This window comes from Shinella zoogloeoides, assembly GCF_030733845.1.
Taxonomy (GTDB): Bacteria; Pseudomonadota; Alphaproteobacteria; order Rhizobiales; family Rhizobiaceae; genus Shinella; species Shinella zoogloeoides_C.
Genome location: NZ_CP132311.1, coordinates 1645149 through 1668930, shown reverse-complemented (window position 1 = coordinate 1668930; position 23782 = coordinate 1645149). Strand labels below are relative to the sequence as shown.

General features: G+C 64.0%; 25 protein-coding genes. 14 read left to right on the top strand and 11 right to left on the bottom strand.

Going from position 1 to position 23782, the window contains the following annotated elements; translation table 11 throughout:
* The first annotated feature begins 12 nt into the window (after window positions 1–12).
* From tpiA to Q9316_RS09370, 3 genes are all read left to right on the top strand, one after another.
* Entirely contained in the window at window positions 13–783 is a 771-nt protein-coding gene (gene tpiA, locus Q9316_RS09380) for a triose-phosphate isomerase (protein WP_306034907.1), read from the top strand.
* A gap of 128 nt (window positions 784–911) precedes the next feature.
* Entirely contained in the window at window positions 912–1412 is a 501-nt protein-coding gene (gene secG, locus Q9316_RS09375) for a preprotein translocase subunit SecG (protein ID WP_306034906.1), read from the top strand.
* 146 nt (window positions 1413–1558) lie between these two features.
* Window positions 1559–3187 carry a CTP synthase gene (locus tag Q9316_RS09370; protein WP_306034905.1) on the top strand — a complete coding sequence of 543 codons (1629 nt, stop codon included), beginning with the start codon at window positions 1559–1561 and terminating at the stop codon, window positions 3185–3187.
* A gap of 60 nt (window positions 3188–3247) precedes the next feature.
* Here the strand turns inward: Q9316_RS09370 and Q9316_RS09365 are convergent, their stop codons facing one another.
* Window positions 3248–4474 carry an MFS transporter gene (locus Q9316_RS09365; RefSeq protein WP_306034904.1) on the bottom strand — a complete coding sequence of 409 codons (1227 nt, stop codon included), beginning with the start codon at window positions 4472–4474 and terminating at the stop codon, window positions 3248–3250.
* Between the two features lie 118 nt (window positions 4475–4592).
* Between Q9316_RS09365 and Q9316_RS09360 the strand changes: the two genes are divergently transcribed.
* Complete coding sequence (locus tag Q9316_RS09360; RefSeq protein ID WP_306034903.1) at window positions 4593–5213, top strand: TetR/AcrR family transcriptional regulator; 621 nt, start codon at window positions 4593–4595, stop codon at window positions 5211–5213.
* A 6-nt stretch (window positions 5214–5219) separates the two neighbouring features.
* Here Q9316_RS09360 and Q9316_RS09355 read toward each other — a convergent pair whose 3' ends face one another.
* Window positions 5220–5642: a BA14K family protein gene (locus Q9316_RS09355; RefSeq protein ID WP_306034902.1), complete on the bottom strand. Its 423-nt coding sequence runs from the start codon at window positions 5640–5642 to the stop codon at window positions 5220–5222.
* Window positions 5643–5912: 270 nt separating this feature from the next.
* On the opposite strand from Q9316_RS09355, the gene Q9316_RS09350 reads away from it, so the two are divergent.
* Window positions 5913–6887, top strand: a complete 975-nt coding sequence (locus tag Q9316_RS09350) for a GlxA family transcriptional regulator (RefSeq protein WP_306034901.1) — start codon at window positions 5913–5915, stop codon at window positions 6885–6887.
* Between the two features lie 50 nt (window positions 6888–6937).
* Here Q9316_RS09350 and Q9316_RS09345 read toward each other — a convergent pair whose 3' ends face one another.
* The 4 genes from Q9316_RS09345 to Q9316_RS09330 all read right to left on the bottom strand — a co-directional run bounded on the left by Q9316_RS09345 (window position 6938) and on the right by Q9316_RS09330 (window position 11220).
* Complete coding sequence (locus tag Q9316_RS09345) at window positions 6938–7714, bottom strand: amino acid ABC transporter ATP-binding protein (RefSeq protein ID WP_306034900.1); 777 nt, start codon at window positions 7712–7714, stop codon at window positions 6938–6940.
* 16 nt (window positions 7715–7730) lie between these two features.
* Window positions 7731–8885 carry an amino acid ABC transporter permease gene (locus tag Q9316_RS09340; RefSeq protein WP_306034899.1) on the bottom strand — a complete coding sequence of 385 codons (1155 nt, stop codon included), beginning with the start codon at window positions 8883–8885 and terminating at the stop codon, window positions 7731–7733.
* 1 nt (window position 8886) lies between these two features.
* Window positions 8887–10095, bottom strand: a complete 1209-nt coding sequence (locus Q9316_RS09335) for an amino acid ABC transporter permease (RefSeq protein WP_306034898.1) — start codon at window positions 10093–10095, stop codon at window positions 8887–8889.
* A gap of 96 nt (window positions 10096–10191) precedes the next feature.
* Window positions 10192–11220 carry an amino acid ABC transporter substrate-binding protein gene (locus Q9316_RS09330; RefSeq protein ID WP_306034897.1) on the bottom strand — a complete coding sequence of 343 codons (1029 nt, stop codon included), beginning with the start codon at window positions 11218–11220 and terminating at the stop codon, window positions 10192–10194.
* A gap of 355 nt (window positions 11221–11575) precedes the next feature.
* On the opposite strand from Q9316_RS09330, the gene Q9316_RS09325 reads away from it, so the two are divergent.
* The gene (locus Q9316_RS09325; protein ID WP_306034896.1) at window positions 11576–12766 is read left to right on the top strand and encodes a cystathionine beta-lyase; all 1191 of its coding nucleotides are present in this window, start codon (window positions 11576–11578) and stop codon (window positions 12764–12766) included.
* A 186-nt stretch (window positions 12767–12952) separates the two neighbouring features.
* Here Q9316_RS09325 and Q9316_RS09320 read toward each other — a convergent pair whose 3' ends face one another.
* From Q9316_RS09320 to Q9316_RS09310, 3 genes are all read right to left on the bottom strand, one after another.
* Complete coding sequence (locus Q9316_RS09320) at window positions 12953–13921, bottom strand: IS110 family transposase (RefSeq protein WP_306034026.1); 969 nt, start codon at window positions 13919–13921, stop codon at window positions 12953–12955.
* Window positions 13922–14269: 348 nt separating this feature from the next.
* Complete coding sequence (locus Q9316_RS09315) at window positions 14270–15427, bottom strand: FAD-dependent monooxygenase (RefSeq protein ID WP_306034895.1); 1158 nt, start codon at window positions 15425–15427, stop codon at window positions 14270–14272.
* Between the two features lie 22 nt (window positions 15428–15449).
* A complete protein-coding gene (locus Q9316_RS09310; protein WP_306034894.1) occupies window positions 15450–15698 on the bottom strand; it encodes a zinc-finger domain-containing protein in 249 nt (82 codons plus the stop codon).
* A gap of 166 nt (window positions 15699–15864) precedes the next feature.
* On the opposite strand from Q9316_RS09310, the gene Q9316_RS09305 reads away from it, so the two are divergent.
* From Q9316_RS09305 to Q9316_RS09270, 8 genes are all read left to right on the top strand, one after another.
* Window positions 15865–16650, top strand: a complete 786-nt coding sequence (locus Q9316_RS09305) for an alpha/beta fold hydrolase (RefSeq protein WP_306034893.1) — start codon at window positions 15865–15867, stop codon at window positions 16648–16650.
* A gap of 90 nt (window positions 16651–16740) precedes the next feature.
* Window positions 16741–17574 carry a serine O-acetyltransferase gene (gene cysE, locus Q9316_RS09300; protein ID WP_306034892.1) on the top strand — a complete coding sequence of 278 codons (834 nt, stop codon included), beginning with the start codon at window positions 16741–16743 and terminating at the stop codon, window positions 17572–17574.
* A 149-nt stretch (window positions 17575–17723) separates the two neighbouring features.
* The gene (locus tag Q9316_RS09295) at window positions 17724–17927 is read left to right on the top strand and encodes a DUF3126 family protein (protein WP_184141832.1); all 204 of its coding nucleotides are present in this window, start codon (window positions 17724–17726) and stop codon (window positions 17925–17927) included.
* Window positions 17928–18147: 220 nt separating this feature from the next.
* Window positions 18148–18501 carry a phasin family protein gene (locus Q9316_RS09290; protein ID WP_306034891.1) on the top strand — a complete coding sequence of 118 codons (354 nt, stop codon included), beginning with the start codon at window positions 18148–18150 and terminating at the stop codon, window positions 18499–18501.
* 262 nt (window positions 18502–18763) lie between these two features.
* The gene (gene clpS / locus Q9316_RS09285) at window positions 18764–19114 is read left to right on the top strand and encodes an ATP-dependent Clp protease adapter ClpS (RefSeq protein WP_306034890.1); all 351 of its coding nucleotides are present in this window, start codon (window positions 18764–18766) and stop codon (window positions 19112–19114) included.
* Window positions 19115–19123: 9 nt separating this feature from the next.
* On the top strand, window positions 19124–21631 hold the full coding sequence (gene clpA / locus Q9316_RS09280; RefSeq protein WP_306034889.1) for an ATP-dependent Clp protease ATP-binding subunit ClpA: 2508 nt from the start codon (window positions 19124–19126) through the stop codon (window positions 21629–21631).
* Between the two features lie 201 nt (window positions 21632–21832).
* A complete protein-coding gene (locus Q9316_RS09275; RefSeq protein WP_306034888.1) occupies window positions 21833–22567 on the top strand; it encodes an AzlC family ABC transporter permease in 735 nt (244 codons plus the stop codon).
* Window positions 22564–22908: an AzlD domain-containing protein gene (locus Q9316_RS09270; protein WP_306034887.1), complete on the top strand. Its 345-nt coding sequence runs from the start codon at window positions 22564–22566 to the stop codon at window positions 22906–22908. The genes Q9316_RS09275 and Q9316_RS09270 overlap by 4 nt, the downstream gene beginning before the upstream one ends.
* Here Q9316_RS09270 and Q9316_RS09265 read toward each other — a convergent pair whose 3' ends face one another.
* Both Q9316_RS09265 and Q9316_RS09260 read right to left on the bottom strand, forming a co-directional pair.
* Entirely contained in the window at window positions 22909–23355 is a 447-nt protein-coding gene (locus tag Q9316_RS09265) for a DUF3828 domain-containing protein (protein WP_306034886.1), read from the bottom strand. It abuts the gene before it with no gap.
* Window positions 23352–23777, bottom strand: coding sequence for an HIT family protein (locus tag Q9316_RS09260; RefSeq protein ID WP_306034885.1), 426 nt, complete (start codon window positions 23775–23777; stop codon window positions 23352–23354). The genes Q9316_RS09265 and Q9316_RS09260 overlap by 4 nt, the downstream gene beginning before the upstream one ends.
* Window positions 23778–23782: the final 5 nt, after the last annotated feature.

The following is a 23782-nucleotide window of genomic DNA, read 5'->3' as shown; positions in this document are numbered from 1 at the left end:
TGGAGAGGCCTCATGACCCCGGACGTTACACCGCTCGTTGCCGGAAACTGGAAGATGAACGGCACGCGCGCATCGCTCGACCAGATCAAGGCGATGGCCGAGGGGGTGAAGGGACCGCTCTCCGAAAAGGTCGAGACGCTGATCTGCCCGCCGGCGACGCTGCTCTACGTGGCAACCGCGCTCTGCGACGACAGCCCGCTCCAGATCGGCGCGCAGGACTGCCATGAAAATGCGTCCGGCGCCCATACCGGCGACGTCTCCGCCGAGATGATCGCCGACTGCTTCGGCACCCATGTCATCGTCGGCCATTCCGAGCGCCGCACGGACCATGCGGAAAGCGACGCGCTCGTGCGCGCCAAGGCCGAGATCGCGCATCAGAACGACCTCGTCGCGATCGTGTGCATCGGCGAGACCGGCGACGAGCGCAAGGCCGGCAAGACGCTCGACGTGCTGAAGACCCAGCTCGCCGGCTCCGTGCCGGACGGCGCGACGGCCGAGAACACCGTGATCGCCTACGAGCCGGTCTGGGCGATCGGCACCGGGCTGACGCCGACGGCGGCGGACGTGGAGGAAGCCCACGCCTTCATGCGCGCCGAGCTGACAGCCCGCCTTGCCGGCGAGGGCGCGAAGATGCGCATCCTCTACGGCGGCTCGGTCAAGCCCGGCAATGCACAGGAACTGATGGGCGTCGCCAATGTCGACGGCGCGCTGATCGGCGGGGCGAGCTTGAAATCGGACGATTTCCTTGCCATCTACCGCGCATACGAAGCGCTGACCGCCTGAGACCGAACGGCTCGCCTTTGCGCAAAAGGGCGGGCCGATTGACGGGTAAGGGCTTGGAATGGCGCACGGCTTGGTATATTGAGCCGCAAACCTGAAAATTGGGCCGCCTGGCCGGGATCTTGGAAAACATGCAGACCATCTTGCTCGTCATCTATCTCATGGTCGTCGTCGCGCTGATCGGCGTCGTGCTGATCCAGCGCTCGGAAGGCGGCGGCCTCGGCATCGGCGGCGGCTCCGGCTTCATGTCGGCGCGCGGCACGGCCAACGCCCTGACGCGCACGACGGCGATCCTCGCCACGCTGTTCTTCGTCCTGGCGCTCGGCATGGGCATCTACGCCCGCTACGAGACGCAGCCGACCGACATTCTCGACCGCATTCCGGGCACGACCGGCACGGGCGGCGTCCTCGACGCGCTCGGCGGCGGCGAACAGACCAATGGCGGCCAGCAGAACCAGGGCACGCAGAACAACACGACCAACCAGACGCCCGCGACGACCGGCACGGATGCCGTTCCGACCGAAGGCGGCGCTGCAACCGGCACCGGCAACACGTCCACGACGACGGGCACCGGGACGACGGGCGGCGCGACCGGCACGGAGCAGAACTCCGGCGTCCCGAGCGGCCAGTAAGCCGCAAGAACCAAAAACGAACCGGCCGGTTGGCTCAAACCAACCGGCCTTCTTCTGTGTAAAACGCCGATTGCGACTTCCGAAATCACGCCCAAGGTGATTTTTCGGTGGCGCAATCGATTTTGAAAAGGTATCCGGTGACTCCCATGGCGCGATATGTATTCATCACAGGCGGCGTGGTTTCTTCCCTCGGAAAAGGCATCGCGGCCGCTGCACTCGGAGCTCTCCTTCAGGCCCGCGGCTACCGCGTGCGCCTCAGGAAGCTGGACCCCTACCTCAATGTCGATCCGGGCACGATGAGCCCGACGCAGCACGGCGAGGTGTTCGTCACCGACGACGGCGCGGAAACCGACCTCGACCTCGGTCACTACGAGCGCTTCACCGGTCGCTCGGCCACCAAGACCGACAACATCACCACCGGCCGCATCTACAAGAACATCATCGACAAGGAACGCCGCGGCGACTATCTCGGCGCGACCGTGCAGGTCATTCCGCACGTCACCAACGAGATCAAGAACTTCGTCACCGAAGGCAACGACGACTACGACTTCGTGCTGTGCGAGATCGGCGGCACGGTGGGCGACATCGAAGCCATGCCCTTCATGGAGGCGATCCGCCAGCTCGGCAACGACCTGCCGCGCGGCACGGCCGTCTATGTCCACCTGACGCTGATGCCTTATATCCCGGCCGCCGGCGAGCTCAAGACCAAGCCGACGCAGCACTCCGTCAAGGAGTTGCAGGCGATGGGCATCCACCCGGACATCCTGCTGGTGCGCGCCGACCGCGAAATCCCGGAGGCCGAGCGCAAGAAGCTGTCGCTGTTCTGCAACGTACGCCCGACCGCGGTAATCCAGGCGCTCGACGTGGCGTCGATCTACGACGTGCCACTCGCCTACCACAAGGAAGGCCTCGACGACGAAGTGCTCGCCGCCTTCGGCATCGAGCCGGCGCCCAAGCCGCGCCTCGAAGCCTGGCAGACCGTTTCCGACCGCATCAAGACGCCGGAAGGCGAGGTGACGATCGCCATCGTCGGCAAGTATACCGGTCTCAAGGACGCCTACAAATCGCTGATCGAGGCGCTCTACCACGGCGGCATTGCCAACCACGTCAAGGTCAAGCTGGAGTGGATCGAATCGGAGGTCTTCGAGAAGGAAGACCCGGCGCCTTATCTCGAAAAGGTGCACGGCATTCTCGTTCCTGGCGGTTTCGGCGAGCGCGGCTCGGAAGGCAAGATCAATGCGGCGCGCTTTGCGCGCGAGCGCAAGGTGCCCTATTTCGGCATCTGCTTCGGCATGCAGATGGCGGTGGTGGAAGCCGCCCGCAACCTCGCTGGCATCGAGAAGGCCTCGTCCACCGAATTCGGCAAGACAGCCGAGCCGGTCGTCGGCCTGATGACGGAATGGGTGAAGGGCAACGAGCTGGAGAAGCGTTCCGCTTCCGGCGATCTCGGCGGCACGATGCGCCTCGGCGCCTATCGCGCTGCGCTGAAGGGCGGCACGAAGATCGCCGACATCTACGGCTCGACCGAGATTTCCGAGCGCCACCGTCACCGCTACGAGGTGAATGTCGATTACAAGCAGAAGCTGGAGAGCTGCGGCCTCGTCTTCTCCGGCATGTCGCCGGACGGCGTGCTGCCGGAGACGGTCGAATATCCCGATCATCCGTGGTTCATCGGCGTGCAGTACCACCCGGAACTGAAGAGCCGGCCGCTCGATCCGCACCCACTCTTCGCGAGCTTCGTGGAAGCGGCGCTGGAACAGAGCCGCCTCGTCTGAGGACATTTTCGGCATATCAATCAACGGAATACGAAAAGCCCGGCTCGCGCCGGGCTTTTGTCATTCTGCGGCTTGCGGCAGTGGGCAGACGCCACCGTCGTCGCAATCCTCGCCCGCTAGCGTGCGCTGGCCGAGGGTGATGGTGAGGACGGTGGCGATGCCGGCCACGACGGAGACCCAGAAGCCGTTCTGCGCCCCGAAGTTGTCGACCACCCAGCCGGCAGCGAAGGCGCCGAGGGCCATGCCGATGCCGATGCCGGTGGTGACCCAGGTGACGCCTTCCGTCAGCATGCTTTCCGGCACGCGGCGCTCGACGAGGCCGAAGGCGGTGATGAAGGTCGGCGAGATGGCGATGCCGCTGGCGAAGACGGCGACGGCCAGCAGCGGCACCGTGCCGGCGAAGGGCAGCGGCAGTGCGGTGAGCGCCAGCACGGAGACGGCGATCATCAATTGCTTCTGGAGCGCCATCTTCGGGTTCAGCGCGCCGAGGATGAGGCCGACGGCGAAGGAGCCGACAGCATAGACGCCGATGACGAGGCTCGCTGCGCTGGGCTGGCCGAGTTCCTTGGTGATCGCCACGGCGCTGACCTCGGCCGTCGCGAAGGTCGAGCCGACGAAGACGAGAGCGAGCGTGATGATCTGCACGGGACGCAGGCGGATCGCCGATTTCTGCGGGGCGCTGCCGGCGACGTGGCGGATCGCGGGTTCGGTTGACCGCTGCAGCACGAAGGCGAGCGTGCCGACCGCCAGGAAGGCGGTGCTGATCAGCATGCCGGCCTCGGGGAAGAGCGCCACGGCAAGGCCGACCGAGAGCGAGGCGCCGGCGATGTAGACCAGCTCGTCCGCAGCCGATTCGAAGGCGAAGGCGGTGTTCAGTTCCGGCCGATCGCGAAAGATATCTGTCCAGCGGGCGCGCAGCATGGCGGGCATGCTGGGCATGGCGGCGGCGAGGAAGGCGGAAGCGAACAGCGTCCAGACCGGCCAACGCTGGTTGGCGCTGGCGATCAGCGCGAGAAAGGCGATGACGGAAACGATGGTCGCGGGCGTCAGCACCGCAGCCTGGCCGAAGCGGTCGACGAAGCGGGAGACCTGCGGCGCGATGAGGGCGTTGGTGAGCGCGAAGGTGGCAGATACGGCGCCGGCAAGCCAGTATTCGCCGTGGGTCTGCGACAGCATGGCGACAATGCCGATCGGCGCCATGGCGATGGGAAGGCGGGCAAGAAAACCGGCGGCGGAAAAACCGCGCGTTCCCGGTACGCTGAAAATCTCTTTGTACGGATTGGACATGGCCTGCTCCTGTAAACGGGCGGTTCCACCACTTACATACGTGGCGTATGTTGGAGAAATAGTTGCATACGGAACGTATGTCAAATAAAATACGCGGCGTATGTGAAAAGGAGAAGCCATGCGCAAGCCGCGCGAGGAAATGATCGCCGAAACCCGCGCCAAGCTGATTGCCGCGGGACGAGCCGCCTTCGGCACGGTGGGCTATGCCGAAGCGTCGATGGACGATTTCACGGCGGGCGCGGGGCTGACGCGCGGCGCGCTCTATCATCATTTCGGTGACAAGAAGGGGCTTCTGCAGGCGGTCATCCAGGAGATCGACGCCGAGATGACGACCCGGCTAAACCGGATTTCAGCCGCGGCGGCGAACCGGTGGGAAGGGTTTGTCGCCGAATGCGTCGCCTATATCGAGATGGCGCTGGAGCCGGAAATCCAGCGAATCATGTTCCGCGACGGGCCGGCCGTGCTCGGCGACGTGTCGCAATGGCCGACCAACAATGGCTGCATCGCCGCGCTCAGCCGCAGCATCGAGCAGCTCAAGGCGGATGGCGTGATGGCCGAGATCGATACGGAGGCGGCCGCGCGGCTGATCAATGGCGCGAGCAGCCATGCCGCTTTGTGGATCGCGAAATCGGAAAAGCCCGAGGAGACATCCAGGCGTGCCGTCGACGGCTTCCGGACATTGCTGGATGGGTTGCGGATCAAAGGAATGACGGGGCCTCAAGGGCCCCGTCGGTGGTGATGCGGCTTATCGCGAATAGGGCGATATGCAAGCCTTGCGGGGCCCGTAGTTGGGCTGGAACGTGTTGTCGTAGGCCCGGTAGGAACGGTAGCGGTTCGAGCACCAGTTTACGTGCGAGCCGCCGGCCTGGCGGTCGTTGCTGAGAGCGCCGCCGATTGCCGCGCCGAGACCGAAGGCTGCCAGCGGATACCACCAGCCATCCGAATGGCGGCGATAGCCCGGCCGGCGGTCCCGGTAGCCGCGGTGTCCATGCCACCGGCGCTCGGCCCGGCGTTCGCGGCGATCATAGCGATACTGGACCTTTTCGACAGAGGACGCCTCTGGCACCGGCACGCGGGCGAAGGTGATCGCCTGGGCGGGAACGATCGAGGTGAGGGCAAGGGCGACGGAGAGAGTGCCTGCGGCAAGGCACGTCCTGAGCTTCAACATGGATAGACCTTTCTGGCTGTTCGAAGCGATAACGCGAAAAAGCCGTCCGTGTTCCACGGCCCCTGATTTCATTTGAAAAATGCCAAAAAAAACGGGTTGGTCCGCCTTTCGGCTCGCCAACCCGTTCCGGTAAGTCTCGGATCAGGGTGTTCGGGGTACAGGGGTTCTCACCATGATCCGGCTGCATCTCCAGATCTCCTGTGAGGCCGATCATGCCCGAACGGGTTTTTACCGATTGACAGAAAGCGCATCTTTTTTGACAATTTCCACATGAGCAAGAAACCGCCGCGGCAGGGGCCGCTCGACGTCACGATCGTCCTTCTGCCCGAGTCGTCGATCATGTCGCTCGCCTCGGCGCTCGATCCCATGCGCGCGGCCAACCGCGTCGTGCCGGAGCCGGTTTTCCGCTGGCAGATCCTGTCGCCGCAGGGCAAGCCCGTCACGCTGACCTGTGGCGTGGAGATCCGCGTGGACGGGGCCTTTGCCGACGTGACGAGCGGCGACGCGCTGCTCCTCATCGCCGGCTTCAACCAGGACCGCCATGCCGACCGTTCCTTCGTCGCCCGGCTCAAGAAGGTGTCGCGCCGGTTCGGCGTCGTCGCCGGCATCGAATCGGGCTGCTGGCTGCTTGCCCGCTCCGGCCTTCTGGACGGGCGGGACGCGACGGCGCACTGGGAGGAACTGGAGGATTTTGCCGCCGCGTTTCCCGCCCTCAATGTGCGGGCCGACCGTTTCGTCACCGACGGGCCGCTGTGGACCTCCGGCGGCGCCTCGCCGACCTTCGACATGATGCTGCATCTGGTGCGCGAGCAATTCGGCTCGGCCGTCGCGCTCGATGTGGCGAGCGTCTTCGTCTATGACGAAGTCCACGCGGCGACCGATGCACAGCCGCTCGTCTCGCTGGGGCGGCTCGGCGAGCACCAGCCGGACCTTGCCGCCGCCATCCGCCTTATGGAACGCACGATCGACCGGCCGCTGACCATCGCGGCCCTTGCGCGGCGTCTCGGATTCTCCACGCGCAAGCTGGAAACCCTGTTCACGGCGGGCCTCGGCATCGGGCCAGGCAGGTATTACCTGCGGCTGCGGCTGACGGCCGCGCAACGGATGGTGCGCGATACGTCGCTCTCCATTCAGGACGTGGCGCTGCGCAGCGGCTTCGACAGCCTGTCGGCCTTCTCCCGCGCTTTTCGCAACCATTTCGGCGCAAGCCCGCTGAAGCTGCGGGCAGAGTTGCGGGCGAAATGAAAAAGGCGGGCCCGTAAGCCCGCCTTTCCTTATTCCGACTGCCGATCCGCCTAGTGCAGGATCTGGCTGAGGAAGAGCCGGGTGCGCTCGTGCTGGGGATTGTCGAAGAACTCGGCCGGCGAGTTCTGTTCGACGATCTGGCCCTGGTCCATGAAGATGACGCGGTTGGCGACCTGGCGGGCAAAGCCCATTTCGTGCGTGACGCACAGCATGGTCATGCCTTCCTCGGCGAGCGAGACCATGGTGTCGAGCACTTCCTTGACCATTTCCGGGTCGAGCGCCGAGGTCGGTTCGTCGAACAGCATGATCTTCGGCTTCATGCAGAGCGAACGGGCGATCGCCACGCGCTGCTGCTGGCCGCCGGAGAGCTGGCCGGGATATTTGTGGGCCTGCTCGGGGATCTTGACGCGCTTGAGGTAGTGCATCGCCACTTCCTCGGCGTCCTTCTTCGGCATCTTGCGCACCCAGATCGGGGCGAGCGTGCAGTTCTCCAGGATCGTCAGGTGAGGGAAGAGGTTGAAGTGCTGGAACACCATGCCGACTTCGCGGCGCACTTCGTCAATCTTCTTGAGGTCGTTGGTCAGCTCGATGCCGTCGACGACGATCGATCCCTTCTGGTGCTCTTCGAGGCGGTTGATGCAGCGGATCATCGTCGACTTGCCGGAGCCCGAAGGGCCGGCAATGACGATGCGCTCGCCCTTCATCACCTTGAGATTGATGTCGCGCAGAACGTGGAACTCGCCGTACCACTTGTTCATGTTGGCGATCTCGACGGCGACGTCCGTCGCGGAGACTGCCATCTGTTGTGCCTGGGCTTGGTTGGCCATTGTTGTTTCCTCTCAGTTATCTTTTGTGGCTCGTGTCGAGCCGGCGTTCCACGAAGGCCGAATAGCGCGACATGCCGAAGCAGAAAATCCAGAACACGAAGCCGGCGAAGATCAGGCCGGTCAACGGCGTGACAGGCGTGATCCAGCCCGAATCCCCAAAACTCGCCTTCACGATGCCGAGCAGGTCGTACATCGAGATGATCGTGACCAGCGAGGTATCCTTGAACATCCCGATGAAGGTGTTCACGATGCCGGGAATCACGAGCTTGATGGCCTGCGGGAGCACGACGAAGGTCATTTTGTGGAAGTAGTTTAGACCAAGTGCATCGGCCGCTTCATATTGTCCTTTCGGAATGGCTTGAAGACCGCCGCGAATAACCTCCGCCATATAGGCCGATGCGAAGATCGACACGCCGATGAGCGCGCGCAGGAACTTGTCGATGTTGTTGCCCGGTTCCAGGAAGAGCGGCAGCAGCACGCTCGCCATGAAAAGCACGGTGATCAGCGGCACGCCGCGAATCAGCTCAATGAAGACGATGCAGGCCGTCTTCATGATCGGCATCTGCGAGCGCCGCCCGAGCGCCAGGAGGATGCCGGCCGGCAGCGAGACGACGATGCCGACGAAGGAGAGGATGAGCGTCACCATCAGGCCGCCCCAGAGCGACGTCTCCACATGCCTGAGGCCGAACGTGCCGCCCAGCAGCAGGAAGAAGGAAACGACGGGGAAGACGGCCAGCAGCAATAGGGCGTTGAGGCCCTTGCGCGGCACCTTCGGCATCAGGAAGGGGACGAGCAGCGCCACGAACATGGCGACGACCAGCAGCGGCCGCCACAGCTCGTCACGCGGATAGGAGCCGAACATGAACTGCACGAAGCGGTCGTTCACATAGGCCCAGCAGGCGCCGTTCCAGCCGGACGGAAGCGCGCCGCCCTGATCGACGGTCAGGCAGGCGGTGCGATTCTCACCCGTCCACACGGCCGAGACGAACAGCCAGTTGAGGGCTTTCGGCACATAGTAGAGGATCGCCGTGATGGCGAGGATGGACAGGATGCTGTCCTTCCACGAGGCGAAGAGATTGTTGCGGATCCAGGCGATGGCCGACTTCTCGGAGGCCGGCGGCTTTTCGGCTTCGAGGAACCGATCGCGAACGTAAGTAGTGCTCTCGGTCATCTCAGCGCTCCACCAGGGCCATCTTGGCGTTGAACCAGTTCATGAGCAATGAGGTGATGAGGCTGATCGAGACATAGATCAGCATCCAGATCGAGATGATCTCGATCGACTTGCCGGACTGGTTGAGAATCGTGCCGCCGACCGCGACGAGATCGGCATAACCGACGGCCACCGCGAGCGAGGAGTTCTTGATGAGGTTGAGATATTGCGAGGTGAGCGGCGGAATGATGATGCGCAGCGCCTGCGGCAGCACGACGAGGCGGGTGGTGTGGCCCGGCCGCAGGCCAAGGGCGAAGGCGGCTTCCGACTGGCCCTTGGAGACGCCGCGGATGCCGGCGCGCACGATCTCGGCGATGAACGAGGCCGTGTAGAGCGACAGCGCGAGGTAGAGCGCGAGGAATTCCGGCCCGATCACCATGCCGCCCTTCATGTTGAAGGAGCCCGGGACCGCATAGTCGAAGGTGAGCGGGCTGCCCATCAGGACGAAGACGATGAGCGGGAACAGCACGATCAGGCCGAGATTGCCCCAGAGCACGGGCGGCCGCTTGCCGGTGGCGCGCTGACGGGCATTGCCCCAGATCGTGAAGGCGATCGCGGCGACGATGCCGATCGCGAAGGCAGCCAGCACCGTGCCGAAGCCTTCGCCGAACACTGGCGCGGGCATGTAGATGCCGCGGTTGGAGATGAAAAAGATTGCGTCGGGATCGTCCTTCAGGTGCTGGAAGATGGTGCGGATCGACGGCAGCAGGGCAAGGACGCCGAGATACCAGAAGAAGATGACCAGCAGCGGCGGGATATTGCGGAAGATTTCCACATAGACCGTGCACAGCCGCGCGATCAGCCAGTTATGCGACAGGCGCCCGACGCCGACCAGAAGGCCGACGATCGTCGCGGTGACGATACCGGCGGCTGCAACGACCAGCGTGTTGATGAGGCCGACCTGCAGCGCCCGGAAATAGGTCGAGTCGCTGGAATAGGCGATCAGCGTCTGCGCGAGGTCGAAACCGGCGCGGCTATTCAGGAAACCGAAGCCGGCCGACATGTTGGCGCGGGCGAGGTTCTGGACGACGTTGTTCCACGCATACCACACGGCGCCGACGATCACGACGATCGTCACGACCTGATAAACGACGCTTCTCAGCGCTGGATTGTAGAGTAGCGATACCTTCGGCGGTTCGCCGGACCCTGTTCGGGCATCCGCAAGTGCCATGCATTTCCCCTGACGTTGTTCTCGTCCTGTTTTCCGGACGTTGGTTTAAAGGGGAGGGCAACGACTTGCCCTCCCGCAATGGCGTCAAGCGACCGCTTAGCGGACCGGCGGTGCGTACTGCAGGCCGCCCTTCGTCCACAGGCCGTTCAGGCCGCGAGCGATCTTGAGCGGCGAGCCTTCGCCGACATTGCGCTCGAAGGATTCGCCATAGTTGCCGACCGCCTTGATGATCTGCACGGCCCAGTCCTTCGGCAGGCCGAGATCGGCGCCGATGGTCGAGTCAGCTTCTTCGCCGAGGAAGCGCTTGATGTCCGGGTTGGCGGACTTCTTCATTTCCTCGACATTCGCCGTGGTGATGCCGAATTCCTCGGCGGCCACCATCGCGTAGTGCGACCAGGTCACGATGTCGAACCACTTGGAATCGTTCTGGCGAACGGCCGGGCCGAGCGGCTCCTTGGAGATGATTTCCGGCAGAACCATGTGGTCGTCCGGGTTGGCCATCTTCAGGCGGATCGAGTAGAGGCCCGAGGCGTCGGTCGTGTAGGCATCGCAACGGCCGGCATTGTAGGCGGCGTCCGCTTCATCCTGCGCTTCGAAGACGACCGGCTTGAAGTCCATGTTGTTCGAGCGGAAGTAGTCGGCGAGGTTGAGTTCGGTCGTCGTGCCGGACTGGACGCAGACCGAAGCGCCGCTGAGCTCCAGCGCGGACTTCACGCCGAGTTCCTTCTTCACCATGAAACCCTGGCCGTCATAGTAGTTCACGGCGCGGAAATCGAAGCCGAGCTGCGAATCGCGGCTGACGCTCCAGGTGGTGTTGCGGGCAAGAATATCGATTTCGCCGGACTGCAGGGCCGGGAAACGATCCTTGGCCGAGAGCGGCGTGTACTTCACCTTGGTGGCGTCGCCGAAGACGGCTGCCGCCACGGCCTTGCAGAGATCGACGTCGAGACCGGCCCAGTTGCCCGTCGAATCCTGCGCGCCGAAACCGGCGAGGTTCGAGCCGTTCACGCCGCACTGCACGAAGCCCTTGGCCTTCACGTCAGAGAGCGTGTCCGCCTGTGCTGCCGTTGCGCCAAGCCCCAGTACGGCGGCACCGACGAGCGCCGTCACGATTTTTTTTGCCATTTTTTCACAACCTTTTTCTGTTGTCTTTGTTTTGTCCGCAGGCCCCGCACCCTTTCGGGCGCGCCCATGGAACTCGCCACCCTCCCGGCGCGAGGTTGCTTATCTCATTCTCAAATTTCCGCAGGGTCAAGGGAGGGGCGCCATTTTCCGGTCGGTAACCTAAATTTGTCGGCATTTGTTCGAAATTTGGGCGAATGATCGGGGATTTGTGCAATAAATCGCTCAGAAAATCCGCGTCGCGCGCACCGGAAGCGCTTTGGGCGCCGTTTCATCCTGTCATATGGGGTTGACCTCGACGGCCCGCTGGCGAAAAGTCGGCCCTTCCAAACTCCTCGCATTCTCCGGATTGAACCCCATGAAAAACAGAGACGAAATCCTCGCCGGCGCCGGCGTGAACACCCGCCTGGCCCATGCCGGAAACGACCCGGCGGACTATCACGGTTTCGTCAATCCGCCGGTCGTGCACGCCTCGACGGTGCTCTTCCCGAATGCGGCGACGATGGAGAACCGCGCGCAGAAATACACCTACGGCACGCGCGGAACGCCCACGACCGACGCGCTTTGCGCGGCGATCGACGAGCTGGAGGGCTCGGCCGGCACTATCCTCGTGCCCTCGGGGCTTGCCGCCGTCACCGTGCCGTTCCTCGCTTTCCTTTCGGCCGGCGACCATGCGCTCATCGTGGATTCGGTCTATCACCCGACACGCCATTTCTGCGACACGATGCTGAAGCGCCTCGGCGTGACGGTCGAATACTACGATCCGACGATCGGCGCGGGCATCGAGGCGCTGATCCGGCCGAACACGAAGCTCGTGCACACGGAGGCACCGGGTTCCAATACGTTCGAGATGCAGGACATCCCGGCCATCGCCGCCGCCGCGCACAAGCACGGCGCGGTCGTGTCCATGGACAATACCTGGGCGACACCGCTCTATTTCCGCCCGCTCGATTTCGGCGTCGATATCTCCATCCATGCGGCGACGAAATACCCGGCCGGCCATTCGGACGTGCTGTTCGGAACCGTGTCGGCCAATGCGACCCATTGGGAGCAGCTGCACGACACGCAGATCACGCTCGGCACCTGCGCTTCGCCCGATGACGCCTATCAGGTGCTGCGCGGCCTTCGTACCATGGGCGTGCGCCTGGAGCGTCACCAGGAGAGCGCGCTGGCGCTGGCGCGCTGGCTGGAGGGTGTCGACGACGTATCCCGCGTGCTGCATCCGGCGCTGCCGAGCTTTCCGGGGCATGAGCTTTGGAAGCGCGACTTCAAGGGCGCGAGCGGCATCTTCTCCATCGTGCTCGACGGCGGCTCGCCGGAGCGCCACAAGGCGAAGGCGCATGCTTTCCTCGATGCGCTCGGCATTTTCGGCCTCGGCTATTCCTGGGGCGGTTTCGAGTGCCTCGCGGTGCATGTGAACCTCTCCGACCGCCGCGTCGCGAAGGGACCGGAAGAGGGGCCGGTGCTGCGCCTCCAGATCGGGCTCGAGGATGTCAAGGACATCAAGGCCGACATCGAACGCGGCCTTGCCGCGGCGCGGGCGGTTTAAGGGGCGCCGTTGCCCCTCATCCGGCCTGCCGGCCACCTTCTCCCCGCAAACGGGGAGAAGGAAGAAGAAGGTAACTGTTCCCCGCTCGCGGCAGGGCTATCGCCTATGACAGGGCTTTGCGGTTTTCCCTTCTCCCCGGCGGGGAGAAGGTGGCCCGAAGGGTCGGATGAGCATCTGTGTTGAAGGTCAAGGTGGATTTGGCGTCCAGCATCGATTTTGGGTAAGAAGCGTGTTGGCGAGGACGACGAGTTTTCGCATGACGGCGGTGAGAACGACCTTGGCCTGCTTTCCGTTGTCCTTCAGCCGTGTGGCGAAGGTTTTCATATCCGGATTGTAGCGGCAGGCCGACAGCGCCGCCATGTAGAGGGCGTTGCGCGGCGTCTTGCGGCCGCCACTGATCGAGCGCTGCCCCTGGCGCGCGCCACTGTCGTTGGCGATCGGCGCCAAGCCGGCCAGCATGGCCGCCTGCTTGGCATTGCAGTGCCCCAACTCGCTCAGGCCGATGACCAGGCAATGAGCCGTGACGGCGCCGACGCCGGGAACGGAGGTCAGGATTTCCACCCTGCGGCAAAGCTCGGGATCCTCGGCGATGCGCTGGGCGATCTCCTTGTCCAAGCTTTCGATATGCCGCTGCAAGGCTATGACCAGCTTGCCGAGCTGCTGGCGCAGGAAAGCACTATCCGTCGCTTTCAGGCGGTTCTTGTGCGCCGCCAGATCGGCTGCGGCCGCGCAGCGCGCATTGATCAGTTCGCCAAGTGTTTCCAGAAGCTTGTCGGGAGGCGCGGTGGGCGCTGGCTGCTGCATTTGCGAGAGAATGGCGAGAAAGCGGGCATCCAGCCGATCGGTCTTGGCCAAGTGGCCGCAGGCTCTGGCGAACATGCGGGCGCGATACGGATCGACGATAGCGACCGGAAAGCCGCTCTCATGCAGACTGCGATGGGCCAGTCGGTGAAACTTGCCCGTCGCCTCCATCACGATAGAGGCCGGCTGCAGCCCGCGCAGTAGCCGCTTCAGCGCTTGCAGCCCGGCCTTGCCATTGGCGAGCCTGAGGTCGCGGCCCAGCGGATGCAAATGAATGTCGAGCCACTCTTTACAGACATCGACACCGACATAAACTGGTGCCGCGTTTGGTTTTGACGATACCTTGCCTTGCATGCGGGACTTGCTCCCCATCATCTGTTCAGGACAAACGCGAAGGACGGCCGGACCAAGCTCATCCCCGGTTCAAGCCAAGGGGGTCGCGGTCCCGACCGTCCGCACTCCGGCGGATGGCCATCCGCCGGAGTGCGCATCGATCATCAAGCAATCAATGCAAAATGAACATGCAAGGGGGTGATGCGGCGGGAAACGTTGTCCTTTTGCCTTCGGCATCCCCCTCATCCGCCTGCCGGCACCTTCTCCCCGCCGGGGAGAAGGGGACAAGCCGCAATAGTTCACTTCATATGCGATTGCCCTGCCGCTCGCGGGGAGAAGGTCCCGGCAGAGGGATGACGGAAGGCATCCTCAATCCGGCGTGCGGTAGCCGTAGAGCCAGTCGAAATCGGCGGCAAGGCTCTCCGGCTTTCGCATGGACAGCACGAGATTGCGGGCGAGCGCGACCGGGCCGCGGGCGTGATAGGCGAAGCGGTTGAACGCGCCTCGGCTGCGCACGCGGGCGACGCGCGCACGGCGCGTCTTCTCGAAGTCCCGCAGGGCCTCTCCGGTATCAGATGCCTGTCCAAGTACTCTTGCGAGCAGCGCTGCGTCCTCGATGGCCATCGCCGCACCCTGTGCGGCGAAGGGCGTCATGGCGTGGGCGGCGTCGCCGATCAGCACGGTCTTTCCATCCGTCCATGCGCCATCCGGGCAGCCGAAAAGCGGCCAGATCAGCGGTTCGCGCGCCTCCGAGAGGAGGCGGCGGATTTCCGTGTTCCACCCGGCAAAGGCGGCGACCAGGCTTTCGCGGGCCGCGATGTCGCCCTTGCGCAGCCAGCCCTCGGGCGGCGCCTTCGGCTGGGCATGGATCGCGACGATGTTGAAGGCCTGCGTTTCCGCGAGCGGATAGGCGACGAGATGGGCGCGCGGTCCCAGAAAGGCGGTGACGGCACGCGGATCGAGGAAGCGCGGCGCGGCGGCATAGGGCACGAGGAAACGCCAGGCGACATTGCCGGAGTAGCGCGCGGGCAGGGCGCCGGGCACCGCCTGCCTGAGCCGCGACCAGACACCATCGGCGGCGATCAGGACGTCCGCAGGAGCGGCAGCACGGGCCGCGTCGGCGCTTTCGATTCGCTCGCCCATCGTGAGTGTGCACAGCGGTTCTGCGCGAACGGCATCGAGAAGCACGGCTTGCAGCGAGGCGCGGTGCAGCACGCCGTAGGGAGCACCCCACCGACTGCGGGCGGCCTGGCCGGCGGGAACGGAGGCGAGGGGCGCCAGCGATAGTCCCGAAGCCAGGAGAATATGGTCCGGCTCCGTCCACCGGGCGCTGAGCGCATCGAGAAGGCCGAGTTCGGCGAGGATGCGCGAGGCGTTTGGGGAAAGCTGCAGGCCAGCGCCGACCTCTTCGAGGGCGGGCGCCTGTTCCAGGATGTGCGAGGCGATGCCCTTGCGGGCGAGCGCCAGCGCCGCCGTCAGGCCGGCAATGCCGGCGCCGACGATGGTCGTGGATCTTACGGACGACATGAGGATACCGGCCTTTCGGCCGTTACGCCGCGACCTGGTTGGTGAAGGTGCAGCCGACCGGATCGGTCTGGGTGGCCTTCAGGGCCGGGTTGAAGCGAAAGAGGGTCGAGCAGTAGGGGCAGACCTTCTCGTTGTCGTCGCCCATGTCGAGGAAGACGTGCGGATGGTCGTAGGGCACGGACGCGCCGACGCACATGAATTCCTTCACGCCGATCTCGATCGTGCGATGGCCGCCGTCGTTCTGGAAATGGGGAATGCTGTGCCCAGCCATGTCATGCTCCGTCGCAATACCGTCTTTTCTGGCGCGGACCATAGTCGCGTTCGCCTGAAATGTGTAGATGCAAAACCGTCGCGCCTTGCGAGATTTCGGCCGCCTCAGGTTTTCTCGATGGCCGAACGGCATTATGTGCAAGGCAGGAAAACGAAAGACGCCCGCGATGAACCTCGACAACCCACCCTTTTCCCGCTTTACCCATGACGGCCTGGAGCTTGCCTTCTTCGACGAGGGCGAGCCGTCCGGGGATCCGGTGCTGCTGATCCACGGCTTTGCCTCCAGCGCCAGTGTCAACTGGGTGTTTCCCGGTTGGCTGAAGACGCTGGGCGACGCCGGCTACCGGGTCATCGCGCTGGACAACCGAGGCCATGGCGCCAGCGCCAAGCCGCACGATCCGGCGCTCTACACTCCGCCGCTGATGGCGGGCGACGCGGCGGCGCTGCTCGATCACCTCGCCATTCCCGAGGCGCATGTCTTCGGCTATTCCATGGGCGCGCGCATCACGGCCTTCATGGCGCTCGCCCATCCGCACCGTGTGCGCTCGGTCGTCTTCGGCGGCCTCGGCATCGGCATGGTCGAGGGTGTCGGCGACTGGGATCCGATCGCCGACGCGCTGCTGGCGCCTTCGCTGGACGTGGTGAGCCACGAGCGCGGCCGCATGTTCCGCGCCTTCGCCGACCAGACGAAATCCGACCGGCAGGCGCTTGCCGCCTGCATCATGACCTCGCGCGATCTCCTGACCGAAGCGGACATGGCGCGCATCGACGTGCCCGCGCTGATCGGCGTCGGCACGAAGGACGATATCGCCGGCGCGCCGCAGCCGCTCGCCGACCTCATGCCCGACGCCCGCGCCCTCGACATTCCCGGCCGCGACCATATGCTGGCGGTCGGCGACAAGGTGTTCAAGCGCGCCGTGCTGGAATTCTATGCGCAGATCGGCGGCCGCTGATGCGGCGTTTACGACAATAGTCGCCCAGCCATTTCGTTCGGCCGGGCTTTGCTCTATATTCTGACGAGTACGATACCAAGGAGTGCGGCGATGGTCGCGACGAACGAACTGCGGGCCGACGACAAGCTCAAGGCCATGGATCCGATCTGGGACAGCCTGCGCGAGGAAGCGCGCGTTGCCGCGCAGGTCGAGCCGCTGCTGGCAGCCTTCCTCTATTCGACGGTGCTGAACCACCGCTCGCTGGAGGAAAGCGTGATCCATCGTGTCTGCGAGCGCCTCGACCATCCGGACCTGCAGGCAAACCTGCTGCACCAGATCTTCGACGAGATGCTGGAGGACTGGCCGGAATGGGGGAGCATCCTGCGCGTCGACATCCAGGCCGTCTACGACCGCGACCCGGCATGCCTGCGGTTCCTCGATGCCGTGCTCTACTTCAAGGGTTTTCACGCCATCCAGACCCATCGCCTGGCGCACTGGCTGCACGGCAAGGGCCGGCGCGACCTGTCGCTCTACGTGCAGAGCCGGTCCTCCAGTGTCTTCCAGACCGACATCAACCCGGCCGCGCATATCGGCAAGGGTTTCTTCCTCGACCATGCGACGGGCCTGGTCGTCGGCGAGACGGCGGTCATCGGCGACAATGTGTCGATCCTCCACAACGTCACGCTCGGCGGCACCGGCAAGGAGGGCGGCGACCGCCATCCGAAGATCGGCGACGGCGTGATGATCGGCGCCGGCGCGAAAATCCTCGGCAACATCCATATCGGCCATTGCTCGCGCATCGCGGCAGGCTCGGTGGTGCTGAAGCCCGTGCCGCCGAAATCGACGGTCGCCGGCGTGCCGGCGAGGGTCGTTGGCGAGGCCGGCTGCAACGAGCCGTCGCGCGCCATGGACCAGCTGCTGGCCGCCTTCGACTACGATCTCTAGGACGGATCGCCATTCGGCGAATGCCGGCCTGAACTCGATATCGGTCCGCCCTTAACAGGGAAAAGTCGCTTTCTCGTGGAATTCGAGGGTTTACACACCCCGGAGCAGGTGCGAGAAGCGCGCCAACCCAACCGTTACGGAGACATATCGTGAAGCCGGAAGAAATCAGGAAGCTCGAGGCCTACTTCAAGCGCAATCTCAACAAGGAGATCGTCATCAAGGCCCGCCCGCGCAAGGATGAATCGGCGGAAGTCTATCTCGCAGACGAGTTCCTGGGCGTGATCTTCCGCGACGACGAGGACGGCGAGCTGTCCTACAATTTCTCCATGGCGATCCTCGACATCGATCTCTGATCTGTCGCGTCCTGCAGGACTATAAGGCCCGGCAGCCCTTGGCGCCGGGCCTTTCTATTATTGTTTTGCGACAGATTGCGGTTTGTCAGCGTCAATGATCATACCTATCTCGCAAGGCCTTGCTTTGCCTGCGAAATATTGCATTGCAGCATTCGCATTGACTTTTTTGTGCGTTGCATATAGTTTCCTGCCATATCCCCGGGATCCAAAGGAGACTTCGATGTTCAATTTCGATGAAGCAAACAAGAAGGGCAAGGAAGCCGTGGACACGCTCGTCAAGAGCTACACGACGGCCGCCCAGGGCTGGCAGGCAATCGCCAGCGAGACGACCGACTACTCGAAGAAGTCCTTCGAAAACGGTCTTGCCCACTTCGAAAAGCTCTCGAGCGTCAAGAGCGTCGAAGCTGCCCTCGAGCTGCAGACGGCATTCGTGAAGTCCTCCTACGAAGGCTTCGTCGCCGAAGCCACGAAGCTTACGGAAATGTATGCCGACCTCGCCAAGGGCGCCTACAAGCCCTACGAAGCACCGGTCGCCAAGGCCACCTCTGCCGCCAAGGCTGCCGTCGCGGCCTGATCCTTCCCGATCAGCCTGCGCGCATAACGTTTACAGGCCGGATGCGGGCAACCGCAGCCGGCCTTTGCGCGTTTCGGGGATTGCGCGAGGCTGACGTAGCGGCGGCAAATTTCGCTATTTCCTTCGGATGGCCCGCGATTATGATTGCAGTGCGAAGCGAGGGTCTTACAATCGTGGGCCGAGACATTAGATAACAGTTCCAGAAGGCAGCCCCGGCGAAATGCGCCAAGGCAAATGACTGTAATCAAGGGAATGAGCACGCATGGATGTGAGACGGGTCCGGATGCAGGACGGTGACGAGGGCGGCGACACTCCCGGTCGCAGCACCTCCGTCATTACCCGCACGAAGCCCAAGACCAAGAAGCCGAGCCTCTATCGCGTCCTGCTTCTCAATGACGATTATACTCCCATGGAGTTCGTGATTCACATTCTGGAACGTTTCTTCCAGAAGGACCGTGAAGCGGCCACGCGGATCATGCTGCATGTGCACAATCATGGCGTAGGCGAGTGTGGCGTGTTCACCTACGAGGTTGCCGAAACCAAAGTGACACAGGTGATGGATTTCTCCCGCCAGCACCAGCACCCGCTGCAATGTGTCATGGAAAAGAAATGAGGAACGAACGTGCCAACATTTTCTGCAAGCCTTGAAAAGGCCCTCCATCAGGCACTGACCTACGCGAACGAGCGCCACCACGAATATGCGACGCTCGAGCACCTCCTGCTCGCCCTGATCGACGACGGCGATGCGGCCGCCGTGATGGGCGCCTGCAACGTCAATCTCGACGTGCTGCGCAAGACCGTCACCGACTATGTCGATCACGACCTTGCCAACCTGGTGACGGGATACGAGGAAGATTCCAAGCCGACCTCCGGCTTCCAGCGCGTCATCCAGCGTGCGGTGATCCATGTCCAGTCGTCCGGCCGCGAGGAAGTGACCGGGGCCAACGTGCTCGTGGCGATCTTCGCCGAGCGCGAGAGCCATGCCGCCTATTTCCTGCAGGAGCAGGAGATGACGCGCTACGACGCGGTCAACTTCATCTCGCACGGCATCGGCAAGCGTCCCGGCTCCACCGAGGAGCGCAAGGTGCGCGGCGCCGAGGACGGCGAGAACGAACCGAAGCAGGCCCGCAACGGCAACGAACAGGAAGAGGCGGCCAAGAAGCAGGACGCCCTGACCGCCTATTGCGTCAATCTCAACGAGAAGGCGAGGGGCGGCAAGATCGACCCGCTCATCGGCCGTCATGCCGAAGTGAACCGGACGATCCAGGTCCTCTGCCGCCGTTCCAAGAACAATCCGCTCTATGTGGGCGATCCGGGCGTCGGCAAGACGGCCATTGCCGAAGGCCTTGCCAAGCGCATCGTCGAAGGCAAGGTGCCGGAAGCGCTGGCCGATGCCACGATCTTCTCGCTCGACATGGGCACGCTGCTTGCCGGCACGCGCTATCGCGGCGATTTCGAGGAACGCCTGAAGCAGGTCGTCAAGGAGCTGGAAGATTATCCGGGCGCCGTGCTGTTCATCGACGAGATCCACACGGTCATCGGCGCCGGCGCCACCTCCGGCGGCGCGATGGATGCATCGAACCTCTTGAAGCCGGCGCTTTCCTCCGGCGCGATCCGCTGCATTGGCTCGACGACCTACAAGGAATACCGCCAGTTCTTCGAGAAGGACCGGGCACTCGTGCGCCGCTTCCAGAAGATCGACGTGAACGAGCCGACCATCGACGACACGATCGAGATCATGAAGGGCCTGAAGCCCTATTTCGAGGAATACCACAAGCTGCGGTACTCCAACGAGGCGATCAAGTCGGCCGTCGAACTGTCGGCGCGCTACATCAACGACCGCAAGCTGCCGGACAAGGCGATCGACGTGATCGACGAGACCGGTGCGGCCCAGATGCTGCTGCCGGCCGGCAAGCGCCGCAAGCTGATCACCGAGAAGGAGATCGAGGCGACGGTCGCCACCATGGCCCGCATTCCGCCGAAGACGGTTTCCAAGGACGACGAGCAGGTGCTTTCCAACCTTGAGAAGGAACTGCGCTCGGTCGTCTACGGCCAGGACCTCGCGATCGAAGCCCTGGCATCGGCGATCAAGCTTGCCCGGGCGGGCCTGCGCGAACCGAACAAGCCGATCGGCAGCTACCTGTTCTCCGGCCCGACTGGCGTCGGCAAGACGGAAGTCGCCAAGCAGCTTGCGAGCTCCCTCGGCGTAGAACTGCTGCGCTTCGACATGTCGGAATACATGGAGCGGCACACGGTCTCGCGTCTGCTCGGTGCACCTCCCGGCTATGTCGGCTTCGACCAGGGCGGCCTGCTGACCGACGGTGTCGACCAGCATCCGCATTGCGTGCTGCTGCTCGACGAAATCGAGAAGGCCCATCCGGACCTCTACAACATCCTGTTGCAGGTCATGGACCACGGCTCGCTGACCGACCATAACGGCAAGAAGATCGACTTCCGCAACGTCATCCTGATCATGACGACCAATGCGGGCGCGTCCGACATGGCCAAGGCCGCCATCGGCTTCGGCTCGTCCAAGCGCGAGGGCGAGGACATGGAGGCGATCAACCGCCTGTTCACGCCGGAATTCCGCAACCGTCTCGATGCGATTATCCCGTTCGGCTCGCTGCCGACGCCGGTCATCCATCAGGTCGTGCAGAAGTTCGTCATGCAGCTCGAAACCCAGCTTGCCGAGCGCAACGTCACCTTCGACCTTCAGCAGGACGCAATCGCCTGGCTGGCGGAGAAGGGCTACGACGAGAAGATGGGTGCCCGTCCTCTGGCGCGGGTCATCCAGGAGAACATCAAGAAGAAGCTCGCCGACGAAATCCTCTTCGGCAAGCTCAAGAAGGGCGGCGTCGTGCGCGTCTCCGTCGGCCCGAAGGAAGACGGCTCGAAGGGCCTGATCCTCGACGCCGTGCCGGAAACCGCGCCGATCAAGCCGAAGGCCGAGATCGCCGAACGCCCCGCCAAGCAGGCAAAGCCGCGCAAGGCCAAGGAAACCGTCGCCGCCGAGGCAGCGCCGGCAAAGGCCAAGTCGTCGAAGAAGGCGGCGGAAGCCAAGACCGAGGAGCCGAAGGACGAGCCGACGCGCAAGTCCGGCACGGTTCCGAAGGTGCCGCGCAAGAAATAACGGTTTTGCAGATGACAGGGGCCGGGCGGGAAACTGCTCGGCCTTGCCTTGTCGATACCCCCTCATCCGCCTGCCGGCACCTTCTCCCCGAGGGGAGAAGGAGAAAAACGAGAGGGCGCATCTCCTTCCTCCCGTCTCCCCTCGGGGAGAAGGTGGCCCGAAGGGCCGGATGAGGGGGGCTCCTCGCTGCAAGAGACGTTCATGACCGCCGCGCCAGACCCCCATTCCCAGACGCATTGGTTTCTTCAAGGCATGTGCGGCCTTTTCAGCCTGCCGGCGATCATCCTGATGCTGTCCTTCGTGGGCTTTGCCGCCTTCACGGCGGAGGCGGGGGTGCCGGTCGACCAGGTGATGTTCATGACCGGCATGGTCTGGGCGCTGCCGGCCAAGGTGATCCTTGTCGGCTCGATGCTGTCGGGCGCGCATGTCGCGACGGCCTTCATCGCCGTGACGCTCTCTTCCGTGCGCATGATGCCGATGGTCGCGGCGCTGGTGCCGGAAATCCGCACTGGCCGCACGCCGACCTGGCTGCTGTTGCTTGTCTCCCATTTCGTCGCCATCACCGCCTGGGTCTTCGCCATGGAGCGGGTGCGGGACGTGCCGCGCAACGGGCGCGTCGCCTTCTTCGCCGGCTTCGGCATGACGCTGACCCTGACCAACATCCTGCTGGTCGGCCTTGTCTACGGTGCGGTCTCCGAGTTCCCGCCGATCGTCTCCGGCTGCCTGTTCTTCCTGACGCCGGTCTACTTCCTCACCTCGATCTGGATTTCCGCGCGCCATCGCGTGATCTACTGGGCGCTCGGAATCGGCCTTGCGCTCGGCTGGCTCTTTGCCGTGATCGCGCCGGAATACGACATCCTGCTTGCCGGCGTCCTGGGCGGCACGCTGGCCTGGTGGGGTGAACGCATGCTGCGCCGCAAGGAGGGCAGCCGATGAGTTTCGACGGTCTCTGGCCCTATATCTACATCGCCATCGCCGGCTGGCTGGCGACCGATCTCTGGCGCTGGGCGGGTGTGCTCGCCGGCAACCGGATCGACGAGCGGTCCGAAATCCTCAACTGGGTGAGGGCGGTCGCGACGGCGCTGGTGGCCGCGGTGATCGCCAAGATGATCTTCTTCCCGACGGGCACGCTCGAAACCTCGCCGCTCTGGCTGCGGCTGGGCGCAGTGGTGTTCGGCGCGCTGTGTTTCTTCCTTGGCGGGCGCTTCCGGCAAATCCTCGGCATTGCCGCGGCCATCGCATTCCTGGCCGCGGGACTGGCGCTGACGGGAACCTGATCAGAGCGGCGAAAGGCCGAGGCTCTGGCGCAGGTCGAAGCCGTTGGCGACGGGATAGCGCACATTGGCGATCTTCCAGTCCCCGCCGGTCTTCACGAAATCGATCTCGACCGTCTTCTTCTCGCCGAAATTCGTCACCTCGGCACGCACGAGGGCACCTTTGTCGTTCTCCGAAACGAGCGAGACGGTGGCGGAGACCTTGTCGAAGTCCTGTGCGTCGATGAAGAAATCGAAGCCGGGATGGTTCTCGCCGGAAAGCTGCTCGGCGATCTCCGGGAGGTAGGGCACGTCCTGCGGGCCGTTGCCGTTGTTGTCGTAGGCGGCGTAGATCGTCTCGACGATCGCTTCCGGGCGCTCCGCCGCGAAGACGGGGAAAGCCGGCAGCGCGGCGGCGAGGGCGATGCCCGCGAGCCCGAGCAGGAGCGTGCGGCGGGTAAAGGCGCTCATTGGGCCAATGCCTTCCTGAGCTTCTCGGCATTTGCCGCCAGCACGCCCTGGTCTTCCATCGTGCCGGAATGCGGCTTCAGCGGCAGGCCCTCGATGCGCGGGATGACGTGGAAATGCAGGTGGTAGACGGTCTGGCCGGCGGCCGGCTCGTTGAACTGGATGACCGTGACGCCGTCGGCCTCGAAGGCTTCCTTGGCCGCGACCGCCACCTTCTGCACGACCGGCAGCAGGCGGGCGAGGGTTTGCGGATCGGCATCGAGGATGTTGCGCGAGGGGGCCTTGGGTATGACGAGCGTGTGGCCGTTCGCCTGCGGCATCACATCCATGAAGGCGACGGTGTGCTCGTCCTCGTAGACGCGGTGCGAGGGGATCTCGCCGCGCAGGATCTTCGCGAAGATGTTGTTTGTGTCATAGGCGGTCATGCTCG

Bases quoted from the DNA above. Each gene is read 5' to 3' on its own strand.
- Q9316_RS09340 (WP_306034899.1), bottom strand. From the start codon at position 8,885: ATGACCGAGAGCACTACTTACGTTCGCGATCGGTTCCTCGAAGCCGAA.
- Q9316_RS09260 (WP_306034885.1), bottom strand. From the start codon at position 23,777: ATGACCGCCTATGACACAAACAACATCTTCGCGAAGATCCTGCGCGGC.
- Q9316_RS09360 (WP_306034903.1), top strand. From the start codon at position 4,593: ATGCGCAAGCCGCGCGAGGAAATGATCGCCGAAACCCGCGCCAAGCTG.
- Q9316_RS09290 (WP_306034891.1), top strand. From the start codon at position 18,148: ATGTTCAATTTCGATGAAGCAAACAAGAAGGGCAAGGAAGCCGTGGAC.
- secG (WP_306034906.1), top strand. From the start codon at position 912: ATGCAGACCATCTTGCTCGTCATCTATCTCATGGTCGTCGTCGCGCTG.
- Q9316_RS09355 (WP_306034902.1), bottom strand. From the start codon at position 5,642: ATGTTGAAGCTCAGGACGTGCCTTGCCGCAGGCACTCTCTCCGTCGCC.
- Q9316_RS09350 (WP_306034901.1), top strand. From the start codon at position 5,913: ATGAGCAAGAAACCGCCGCGGCAGGGGCCGCTCGACGTCACGATCGTC.
- Q9316_RS09325 (WP_306034896.1), top strand. From the start codon at position 11,576: ATGAAAAACAGAGACGAAATCCTCGCCGGCGCCGGCGTGAACACCCGC.
- Q9316_RS09315 (WP_306034895.1), bottom strand. From the start codon at position 15,427: ATGTCGTCCGTAAGATCCACGACCATCGTCGGCGCCGGCATTGCCGGC.
- Q9316_RS09275 (WP_306034888.1), top strand. From the start codon at position 21,833: ATGACCGCCGCGCCAGACCCCCATTCCCAGACGCATTGGTTTCTTCAA.
- Q9316_RS09270 (WP_306034887.1), top strand. From the start codon at position 22,564: ATGAGTTTCGACGGTCTCTGGCCCTATATCTACATCGCCATCGCCGGC.
- clpS (WP_306034890.1), top strand. From the start codon at position 18,764: ATGGATGTGAGACGGGTCCGGATGCAGGACGGTGACGAGGGCGGCGAC.
- Q9316_RS09320 (WP_306034026.1), bottom strand. From the start codon at position 13,921: ATGCAAGGCAAGGTATCGTCAAAACCAAACGCGGCACCAGTTTATGTC.
- tpiA (WP_306034907.1), top strand. From the start codon at position 13: ATGACCCCGGACGTTACACCGCTCGTTGCCGGAAACTGGAAGATGAAC.
- Q9316_RS09345 (WP_306034900.1), bottom strand. From the start codon at position 7,714: ATGGCCAACCAAGCCCAGGCACAACAGATGGCAGTCTCCGCGACGGAC.
- cysE (WP_306034892.1), top strand. From the start codon at position 16,741: ATGGTCGCGACGAACGAACTGCGGGCCGACGACAAGCTCAAGGCCATG.
- Q9316_RS09365 (WP_306034904.1), bottom strand. From the start codon at position 4,474: ATGTCCAATCCGTACAAAGAGATTTTCAGCGTACCGGGAACGCGCGGT.
- Q9316_RS09335 (WP_306034898.1), bottom strand. From the start codon at position 10,095: ATGGCACTTGCGGATGCCCGAACAGGGTCCGGCGAACCGCCGAAGGTA.
- Q9316_RS09310 (WP_306034894.1), bottom strand. From the start codon at position 15,698: ATGGCTGGGCACAGCATTCCCCATTTCCAGAACGACGGCGGCCATCGC.
- Q9316_RS09330 (WP_306034897.1), bottom strand. From the start codon at position 11,220: ATGGCAAAAAAAATCGTGACGGCGCTCGTCGGTGCCGCCGTACTGGGG.
- Q9316_RS09305 (WP_306034893.1), top strand. From the start codon at position 15,865: ATGAACCTCGACAACCCACCCTTTTCCCGCTTTACCCATGACGGCCTG.
- Q9316_RS09265 (WP_306034886.1), bottom strand. From the start codon at position 23,355: ATGAGCGCCTTTACCCGCCGCACGCTCCTGCTCGGGCTCGCGGGCATC.
- Q9316_RS09370 (WP_306034905.1), top strand. From the start codon at position 1,559: ATGGCGCGATATGTATTCATCACAGGCGGCGTGGTTTCTTCCCTCGGA.